Origin of the sequence: Pseudoroseomonas ludipueritiae, from assembly GCF_014490445.1 — a bacterium.
Taxonomy (GTDB): domain Bacteria; phylum Pseudomonadota; class Alphaproteobacteria; order Acetobacterales; family Acetobacteraceae; genus Pseudoroseomonas; species Pseudoroseomonas ludipueritiae.
The window spans coordinates 1-9,462 of record NZ_JACTUZ010000167.1 but is presented as its reverse complement, the minus strand read 5'-3'; the positions used below and the strand labels follow the sequence as shown (position 1 = coordinate 9,462).

The window sequence follows — 9,462 nt, the reverse complement described above, 5'->3', positions numbered from 1 at the left end:
CCGGTGCCGCGCATGACGTGGTGGTGCAGTTCCTCAACGACGCCTGGGGCGGCTCGGAGGACACGGACCGCAACCTTTATGTGGAAGACATCCGCGTCAACGGCGTGAGCACCGGCAGCACCGCCGCGCTGCTCGACAGCAACAGCGATGCCTGCTTCTCCGTCCAGGCGCGGGCGGCCAGCAGCTCCGGTGGCCTGGTTGTGCCGGCGCCCGCCGATGCCGTGCCCGCCACGGCCGTCAGCTCCGGCACGCTGCACACCGAGATGTTCTGGTCCCAGTCCAGCCTCTCGGGCCTGACGGTGAGCCATGGTGCGCAGGCCGATGGTAGCTTCCTCGGCGCCAGCGGCACGCTGACCGGCACCGATGGCAGCCTGTCCTTCACGAATGCGGATGCGATCCACTTCGCCGATGGCCGGCTGGTCTTCGATGCGGCGGATCCCGCGGCGCAGGTGATGCGCCTCTACCAGGCCGCGCTGGGCCGCGCGCCGGATGCCATCGGCCAGGAGCACTGGACTGCGGAGCTGCACAATGGTGCCTCGCTGGCCAAGCTGGCCGATGGCTTCATGGGCAGCAACGAGTTCCAGTCCCGCTTCGGCGACCTGGACGATGCTGGCTTCATTGTCCGCACCTATGAGCAGGTGCTGGGCCGCGCGCCGGATGCGGCGGGCCTGGACGGCTGGCAGGACCATCTGGCCCATGGCATGAGCCGCGCGGAGATGCTGGTCGGCTTCAGCGAAAGCGCGGAGAACCGCGAACACACCCAGGGCCTGCTGGCGCAGGGCCTCTGGGACGTGGACGACCAGATGGCGGATATCGCGCGCCTCTATAAGGCGGTGCTCGACCGTGCGCCGGATGCGGCGGGGCTGCAGTTCTGGGATGCCAAGGCCGATGCCGGCATGAGCACCGCGGATATGGCCAATCTCTTCGCGCGGAGCGACGAGTTCCAGGCCCGCTTCCCCGGTGCCTCGGACCTCGACTTCGTGCAGATGGTCTACGCCAATACCCTTGGCCGTGCCGGCGAGGCGATGGGCGAGGCCTTCTGGCTGGACCAGCTGACGCATGGGATGACGCGGGGCGAGGTGGTTGCCGGTTTCGCCGACAGCCTGGAATTCCTCCAGCTGAGCCAGCCGCTGACCGACCACGGCATCGTGCTGGGCTGATCGGGCGGACAAAGGGGCGCCGGGTGCGGGATCGGCACCCGGGGCATGGCTTCCGGGCGGGGCAACGGCATCGTTGCCCCGCCTTGCCTGCTTTCAGCCGCCCTGCCCGGTGGCCCGTCTCTTCCGGTCCTGCGCGGCCGCCGGGTGGCTGCGGTAGCGGCGCCAGCCCGCCAGCAGGGTGGTAAGCTGCTCCGACTGCGAGGCGCCTTCCCGCCGCAGGCGCTGCAAGGTGTTGCGCAGCGTCAGGATGGGGTGGCCCTGGCCGAGGTCGGCGCCGGTGGACAGCGCTTTCAAAAAGATCTCGGCGGTTTCGGGGTCCTCGCGTTCCATCACATAGGCCGCATAGCCCATGACGGAGGAACGGCCGTATTCCACCATGCGCCGGGCGAAGCCGCGCAATTCGATCAGGCGGGGGTGCTGGGTCAGGATCTCGCGGATCTCGGCGGCGCCGGCGCGCTTGTAATGCGTCTGGTCCGTCCGCCGCTCGTGCCGCCAGAGAAGATTGGCCATGGCGGTGGCCAGGCCCTGGTCACCGAAATCGCCGGCCAAGCTTTCCGCAGCCGCGATGCGCTTGGGCTGGGTGTCGTAGGTTGCGCGCGCTGTCTCCGGCAGGCCCCGCACCACCGGCGTCCGGATCCGGCCATTGGCGGCGACCACGGCCAGCAGCCGGTGCATGCCATTAAGCAGCCGGCCGCTGGCGGAGAAGCAGATCGGCTGCGCGTTCAGCATCCATCGGCCGCGCTGGATATCGGAAGCCAGGGCCTGCACATGCGCCGGAATGGGCTGCCGGGTCTGCCCGCCCTGGGCCAGGTAACGCTTGGCCACGGCGCTATCGATGATCTCCATCTGCCAATGCTGCCCTTCCTGCGCCGGCTCCATCTCCTCGGACAGGGCGGCGAGGGCTTCGAGGCCCTGATATCCCAGCAGGCTGGGGAAGGCTTCAGGCGGCTTGCCGCGGGCGGCGCGGGAGCTCCAGTTCAGTGTGCGCAACCGCTTGCCGGCCAGCATGGCATTGAGGGCCTTGATCGCCAGAGCCAGCGGGTGCTCCCAGGAGGCGGTCGTGCGGCCGCGTGTCAGTTCCTGAAGCAGCAGGAGTCCTGGCTCATCGGGTGGGAACTGCGCCGGCGTTTCCAGCACATCGAGCAGCCGCTCGGTCAGCTCCGGGTCGGCCTGCCTGCCCATGAAGATGAAGGCGCTGCGGGCTGCCTCCGGCAAGGGTGAGGAGGTGCGTGCCAGGCTGGCGGCCAGGGCTGCCTCGATCTCGGGGCAGGTGGACAGGATGCGCGTCAGCCTGACCCAGGCGGCAGGGTCGGCCATGGGCCTGCCCAGCGTGAGGGCATCGTACTCGGTAAGCCTCTGCAGCAGGGCGGCCAGCAGGTGGTGATGCGCGTGCCCGTCCTGCTTCAGCAGGGCGGCCAGGCTGCGGCGGCGATGCTGGTCAATGGTGTGGAAGGCGTCATCCGCCACATGCTCGGCCAGATAGGTGCGGAGCGGGATGCCGCTCTCGGCGCAGGCCGCAAGGCGCTGCATGCCATCCAGCAGCACGCCGGTGCGGGAGACGATGACCGGCAGGCCATTCATCATCCAGAGCCCGTCACGCATGGCGAGCATATAGCTCCGCACCGTTTCCTCCTGCCGCCGACGGCTGGGATGGGCGCGGCGCAGCATTTCACGTGCGGCGGCAGGGGAGAAGGTGGTCACCCGCAGGCTGACAAAAGCAGGAAAGGCATCGGCGGCCGGGGCGGGGCCATGTCCTTGCGGTGAAGGAGCATGCGGCGGCATCGCGGCGGCCCCACGTGGGCGGTACTGGGAAGAGGGGCTACCCATGCCCGGTACGGGCCCAGCGGCGGCAGCAACGCGTCCGTTCATCAGGTGAAACGCGAGGACAGTACACGCGATGATTGTGGGTGCCGGCGTTGCCGGCTTCGCGAGAGTGTCCTCCCATAACGGTAATGCTCCTCCAGTTCTATGATTCGGTTGGGAACTGCTTGGGTCGTCCAACACCGGGTGCTTCCGAAGCACAAACAGGATATTCAACTAAAATGTAAAAGCTGAATTTTTCCAGAAGGAACTTTGTCAGATTCGTCATGGGGCTGGCGTGCTGTAGAGCCCGTAAATTTATTACATGAGATGGACCTTCCAGTTCCATAGAACGGCTCAGCCCTGACAGAAAAAAGGCCTTCAGCGGTGTAAAGTCCAATGACAATTGCTGGAGCATAACATTTTTCAGGCAGGGCGGTTGTGTCGGTGTGCTGATCGATTTCCCTCTATGGTTGTGCGAATGAACTCTGGAAAGACCGTCGGAAAAGTTTACACTCGATGCCCTTCGCCGACCGTTGCAACTGCGGTGCGGTGTCAGAAAGGGCTCCAAAGCCATTTTGTGTCTCGAGAGAATCCTCAAAGCCAGCTTTTTCGCCCTCTGGTTGAGCAATTTCTGAGATTCTTCCAAGCACGGGTTGAGTTTGCCTCTGCGCTCCGCGCAGTTTCTTGCAAGTGGCGTTCACGTTTGTTTGTGAAGTAGTTATCCGAGAAAATTCTGCGGTTCGCAGTATAACTATATTGTCCTGCACATAGTTTATGCTGGATTTCTAGAAGGCGCTGAGTAGGCGCCATGTTGGTGACGCCGTGCCGAGCCTTGAGCGGGGCAGGCTCATTCTTCACACCGCTCGTGAGAGCATGTTCGTTTGCGAAGTGACTGGTCTAGCTATTGTAAGCTTTGGTAATCGACTGGGACTAAGCCCGATTGTGTCGCTCTTTTGTCGTGGTTCGTCGCATTTTTGCCAGCAAATCGCGGCCGTCTCACAGGCATTCCAGTACCGTGGAGGCACCCGCCTACCGCATAAACCGCAACGTCCCTGCTGGGCCGATGTTTAATCCGTAGCGGTGCAGCAATCCTGCTGGAACCGGGGAGATGGATAGTGACGTGTGCAAGGTCTGTCGTGCCACAGCCTTCTTCCTTTGGCGTGGGTGCATTTCCCGGCCAGAGGCTCTGCCGTCACGCCCATAGATCTCGGTTGTTCCAGCTCGTTACCAAACGCCTCTGCTGATCCCCCCCTCACTGACCTTGCCTTGGGAACTCTGCCGTGAAGATGCGCAACCCATCGACTCCTGACAGCGCCGTTGGCCGCGAGATCCGCCAGTACCGCCGTGCGGCTGGTCTCACACAGAAGCAGGTCGCCGATATAATCGGTGTGACCGGCGCTCAGTTTCATCGCTATGAAACGGGCGCGACACGTATCACCGCCAGCCGCCTGATCGCCATCGCGAACGCCCTGGGCGTGCGTGCCGATACGCTGCTGGCCGCCGCTTCCTCTGTTGAGATGGAACAGCCCGCCGCGCCGGCCAATTCCAGCCAGGAGATCGTTGAACTGGTGCAGATGTTCGGCAGCATCGTCGACCCGCGCCACCGCAGCGCGCTGGTGGCGGTGGCCCGCATGATGACCTCGCCGCAGGCGCTCCGCCCCGTGCCGGAAGAGAGCGTCTGAGCAACCGATACGGGAACATGCGACAGAGCGCGGCGGGGTATCCCCAAAAGGTATGGCCTCGCCGCGGCAGAAGAGGCGATGTCCGGTATGGCGGAGCATATGATGCCTCCGCCAGAGCGGGTGGAAACTCCGCTCTGGCGTGGTGGAAGAGCGCGCCGTGTCATTGAGACTGCGTTCTACCCGTTGTTCTGGGCGCTCAACCGCCCTGCTGCGGCGGGTGTCTCGCGCGCCATCTATGACTTCGCGCTGCGCTGCAACGGCGTGGCCATCAACTTCCCCGGGCGGCATGGCCTGAACAGCGCGGAGGAACGTTTCCTCCGCAGCATCGCGCCTGCCTTGCAACGGGGTGTATTGCTGGATGTAGGCGCCAACATGGGCTGCTACGCGGCCTATCTTCGCGAACTGGCGCCTGAGGCAACCATCTATGCCTTCGAGCCGCACCCGGCGACCTTCGCCCGCATGTCCGCCCGGCTGTCGCCGCAAGGTGTGCGGACAATGCGGCAGGCCCTCAGTGATCGGGCCGGTGTCACGCAGCTCTTCGATTTCGAGGCGCAGGATGGTTCCACCCAGGCCAGCCTCAGCCGCGCCGCGGTGGAGATTTTCGACAGCGGCGTGGTGGGGCATGAAGTCACCAGCACCACGCTGGATTCTTTCCTTGATGCCGAGGGCATCCAGGAGGTCGCCTTCCTCAAGGTGGATACGGAAGGCTTCGACCTAAAGGTCCTGCAGGGCGCCGCCCGCGCGATCCGCGAGAAGCGCATCCGCCTTCTGCAGTTCGAGTTCATTCCGGCCAATATCGCCACGCATGTCACCATGCGCGACTTCTTCGAAGCCCTTCCGGGCTACGACATCTACCGGATGTGCCTGAATGGGGAATTGCTGCCGCTCTTCCCCTATGACGTGAAGTACTGCGAGATCTATGTGACGCAGAACCTCATCGCCAAGCCACGCTAGACACGGTGCCGGCCCGGGGCGCCTGCCGGCGGCAGACACGCTCGATCAGCGCGGCATGGGCCTGGAACATCGTTTCCTGATCATAGTCCCGGTGCGCCTTGGCGTGGTTGGCCTGGCCAAGCCGCTTGCGCAGTGCCGCGTCCTGCAGGAGCGGGCGCATGGCCGTGGCCAGCGCCGCATCGTCCTTGGTGGCGATATAGGGCTGGTTCTCCGCCGAAAGCATGGCGTGAATGTCGCCCGCATCGGTGGAAGCAACCGGCAAACCTGTCGCCATGGCTTCCAGGACCGAGAAGGGCATCTGCTCGGTATCCGAGGATAACACGAAGAGGTCCATGGCCCGGTAGGCGGCGGCGGGGTTCGTCAGATGGCCGGCGAAGCGCACGGCTTCTCCCAAACCCAGCTCCCGCGTCAGGGCTTCCAGTCCAGCGCGCTCGGAGCCATCGCCGAAGATCACCAGCCGGAAGGCCAGGCCTTCCTGCCGCAGCAGCGCGGCGGCGCGCAGCAGGCGGCCCAGGTTCTTCTCGGCCCGCAGTGCCGCGACGGTGCCAACCACCGGGCCTTCGCCTGGCATGCCGAGATCGGCCGCCGGCCCTTCCGGGTTGAAGCGCGTGAGGTCCAGGCCATTGGGGATGTGGTGCAGCCGCGATGGCGGCAGGTGCCAGGTGTCCCGTGCCGCCCGCAGCAGGATGGTGGAAGGCAGCACCACCGTGCTGCGGCGGAGCGCGATGCGCCGCGTCAGCATGCGGCGGGGGATCTGGCCGGCGGCTTCCTCGGGGCCGAAGCCGTCCTCGGTATGGATATGCGGCAGGCCCGGCATGGCCAGCCGCGCCAGGGCCCATTCGATGCTGCCCCAATTGCTGGTCACCAGCAGGTCCGGCTTCAGCCGGTGCAGCAGCTTGCCGATATTGACCATGGCGCGCGGCAGCGACTCACCCTTGCGGGTGGGGGAGGGCAGCATGGACAGCGGCACCTCGGGCGCGATGCGCTCCAGGCAGCCCTCGCCACCATCCAGCGATACCACCGCATGCCGCCAGCGTGCGCCGAAGCGGTTGGCCAGCGCGGAGAAGCGCACCTGCGCCCCACCGACATCGAAGGTGGGGTAGACGTGCAGCAGCAGCGGCGGGGTCATTCGGCGGCCACCGGCAGGCCGCCGCGCAGGCGGGACATCTCGCTGGCCGCCAGGGCCAGCACCTTGCGCGCATTGCCGGCCCAGGTCAGGTCGCGGCGGGCGATCTCGGCCCGCGCGGCCTCGCCCAGGCGCTGGCGCAGGGCGGCATCCTCGGCCAGCCGCAGCACCGCCTGCCACATCGCCTCCGGGCTGCCGGGGTTGAAGAGCAGGGCGGTTTCCTCCTGCCGCAGCACTTCCCGCAGGTTCGGCTGGTCCGGCGCCACGATGGCGCGGCCGGCCGCCATGTATTCGAAGACCTTGAGCGGCGAGGCATAGGCCACCGAGGCCGGCTGCAAGGCGATGTCGAAGCCGCTGATCAGCCCCGGCACCACGTCCCGCGCCGCAAGCCCGGTGAAGGTCACGCGATCGGCGATGCCGAGTTCGGCGGCCAGCTTTTCCAGGCCAGGGCGGGCGGGGCCATCGCCCACCACCTTCAGCGCCAGCGGGTGCTGGCCACGATAGGCGGCCATGGCGCGCACCACATGATCCAGCCCGTGCCAGTCCCGCACGAAGCCGACGAAGCCCAGCACCAGTGGCCCCTCGGCATCCGCCGGGCGCGCGGCCATGGCTGGGAATTCCTCCGGATGGATGCCGTTAGGCACCACGGTGATGCGCTCATCCGGCACGCCGGCGGCGCGGATCTTGTCAGCCAGCACCTCCGTCACCGGCAGCACGCGGCTGGCGCGGCGCCAGGCCAGGCGCTCCAGCGCGGCGGCGGTGCGGCGCAGGGCCAGGTTGCCGAAGCGGCCACGCTCCTCCGCCAGCGGCGCGTTCACCTCCAGCAGCAGCGGGATGCGCCGCTGCGCCGCCACCACGGTGCCGGCGAGGTGAAAGAGATTGGCGCGCTCATAGATCACGTCCGGCTGGAATTCGGCGGCGGCACGGGCGAGGCGCAGGGTGGCGGGGGCGATATAGGCCATCTCCGCCGTCTCCCCGACCCAGGCGGGCAGCTTCTCGCGCAGCAGGCCGACCATGCGGCTGTCACCGCCCAGGTCGGTATTGTCGTAGCTGGCGGGGCCCACCACGCGCACCTCATGGCCCGCCGCGCGCATCGCCGCCACCATGGCGTCCAGATGCACGCCCTGGCCGTCGCGGGACGCGATCCGGTGGCTGTACAGAATCTTCATCCCTGGCGTCTCCGAGCCTTCTCAATCCATTGCAGGGCCTGCCTGCGTCCATGTCCAGCGGTCTGCCGCGCCAGCGCCAGCAGCCCGGCGGGGCTGCGTGGGTCGGCCAGCAGCAGGCCAATCCTTTGCCGCCGCTGGCTGACCCAGAGCGGCTTGTAAGCATCGTCGCCCCGGCCGAAATCCAGGGCCGTGGCTTTATCCTCGTCAATCACGCCGCGCGCCATCAGCGCCGTCAGCACCGTGCCGGGGGAGGCCGCGCGGGCATCCTCGACATGCGCCAGCTTCAGCAGGGAGGCATAGCCACCCGAAACCACCCAGTACTGCGCCGCCAGCGGCTGGCCATCCAGGTCACGCAGCACGCCCAGCCGCAGCGCGCCGGCGCTGGCGGCCACACGCATCAGCGCCCCGTCGAAATCGGGGAAGGGCTCCCAGGGCTTCCAGCTGCGCGCCCGCACGGCCTCATAGGCGCGGATGCCGTTTTCCAGCGCCAGCCCGGGTTCGCGCAACAGCTCAAAGCGGCTTTCGCGCCCGGCGCGGGCCAATTTGCGGCGGATGGTGGCACGCAGGGCGGAAGGGCGCGCGGCGAGATAACCCTCCCATCCGGCGCCGGGCTCCAGCGGCTGCCACCAGTTGCCGAAATGCTCGAAGCGCAGCGGCACCAGCCCGGATTGGCGCAGCCCGGCCAGCAGTTCCTCCAGCCCCGGTGCCTCGGCATCCAGCGTATCCAGCCGCGCCGGGCGCCCGCCCCGCAGCAGGCGGCCCAGGGCCATGCCGGCCTCGCGCATGGTCGCGCCGGATGCCGGCAGGGGGCGCCAGGAGAGGGTATAGGGCGTGACGAGGCTGCACAGCCGCCCATCCGCTTCCCGCAGCAGCGGCAGCAGCACGCCATGATCGCCGCCGGCGAGGGCCACCACCGGCCGGGTGCCGGCAGGCAGCGCGTGGCCCAGCACGGTGTCGTACCAAAGGCGGCTGGAGAAGAAATCCTCTCCACCCTCGGGGCAAAGGAAGCGGTCGCACCACCCGGGCAAGCCAGCCTCGGGGCGGGGCAGGGGCAGCAGGCCCTCGGCCAGGGTGTCAGTCACGCACGGCATAGACCAGCCTCCCCAGCCATTCCCGCATGGCGAACCAGCTTTCGGCCAGATGATCCGGCCGGGGGAGCAGGTCGGACCATTGCGGCTCAGTGCTGCGTGCCGGCCGCACCGGCGCCGGCACCGCTTTCAGCCCGGCGCGCTCGAAGGCTTCCAGGGCGCGCGGCAGGTGCCAGGCATGGGTCACCACATACACGGTGCCAATGCTGGCCTGATGCAGCATGGCGGCGCTGAGTACGGCATTGCCACGGGTATCCGGCGCCTGGCTTTCCACCCATTGCACCGGGGTGGCGAAATCTTCCCGCAGGCTGCGCGCCATTATCTGGGCGATGGGCGGCGCATCGCTGGCCAGGGGGCCGCCCGTCACCAGCACGGGCAGGCCGGTGCGCCGGTGCAGCGCCGCGCCGGCGCGCAGCCGCTCCAGCGTCATCGGCCCGATATCCGGCCGCCCGGCGCCCGTGGCCATCTCGGCGCCCAGGA

8 protein-coding genes are annotated in these 9,462 nt (G+C 67.4%); 3 read left to right on the top strand and 5 right to left on the bottom strand.

The genetic code is table 11. From position 1 onward, the window contains the following. On the top strand, positions 1-1,160 hold a 1,160-nt coding region (locus tag IBL25_RS22185), incomplete at its 5' end, for a DUF4214 domain-containing protein (RefSeq protein WP_187780668.1). Between the two features lie 93 nt (positions 1,161-1,253). Here the strand turns inward: IBL25_RS22185 and IBL25_RS22180 are convergent. Continuing rightward, positions 1,254-2,942, bottom strand: a complete 1,689-nt coding sequence (locus tag IBL25_RS22180) for a ParB N-terminal domain-containing protein (RefSeq protein ID WP_187780620.1) — start codon at positions 2,940-2,942, stop codon at positions 1,254-1,256. Positions 2,943-4,249: 1,307 nt separating this feature from the next. Here IBL25_RS22180 and IBL25_RS22175 point away from each other — a divergent pair. Both IBL25_RS22175 and IBL25_RS22170 read left to right on the top strand, forming a co-directional pair. Beyond that, a complete protein-coding gene (locus IBL25_RS22175; protein WP_238940583.1) occupies positions 4,250-4,645 on the top strand; it encodes a helix-turn-helix domain-containing protein in 396 nt (131 codons plus the stop codon). A 183-nt stretch (positions 4,646-4,828) separates the two neighbouring features. After that, positions 4,829-5,599 carry an FkbM family methyltransferase gene (locus tag IBL25_RS22170; protein WP_187780622.1) on the top strand — a complete coding sequence of 257 codons (771 nt, stop codon included), beginning with the start codon at positions 4,829-4,831 and terminating at the stop codon, positions 5,597-5,599. Here IBL25_RS22170 and IBL25_RS22165 read toward each other — a convergent pair. The 4 genes from IBL25_RS22165 to IBL25_RS22150 form a co-directional block, all read right to left on the bottom strand. Further along, complete coding sequence (locus tag IBL25_RS22165; protein ID WP_187780623.1) at positions 5,580-6,728, bottom strand: glycosyltransferase family 4 protein; 1,149 nt, start codon at positions 6,726-6,728, stop codon at positions 5,580-5,582. The two genes, IBL25_RS22170 and IBL25_RS22165, sit on opposite strands and share 20 nt — an antisense overlap. Beyond that, positions 6,725-7,894, bottom strand: a complete 1,170-nt coding sequence (locus IBL25_RS22160) for a glycosyltransferase family 4 protein (protein ID WP_187780624.1) — start codon at positions 7,892-7,894, stop codon at positions 6,725-6,727. The genes IBL25_RS22165 and IBL25_RS22160 overlap by 4 nt, the downstream gene beginning before the upstream one ends. Further along, entirely contained in the window at positions 7,891-8,976 is a 1,086-nt protein-coding gene (locus IBL25_RS22155) for a GNAT family N-acetyltransferase (RefSeq protein WP_187780625.1), read from the bottom strand. Before IBL25_RS22155 ends, IBL25_RS22160 begins: the two co-directional genes overlap by 4 nt. Next, positions 8,969-9,462, bottom strand: a 494-nt coding sequence (locus IBL25_RS22150) for a YdcF family protein (protein ID WP_187780626.1), incomplete at its 5' end; no start/stop codon positions are given. The genes IBL25_RS22155 and IBL25_RS22150, both read right to left, overlap by 8 nt.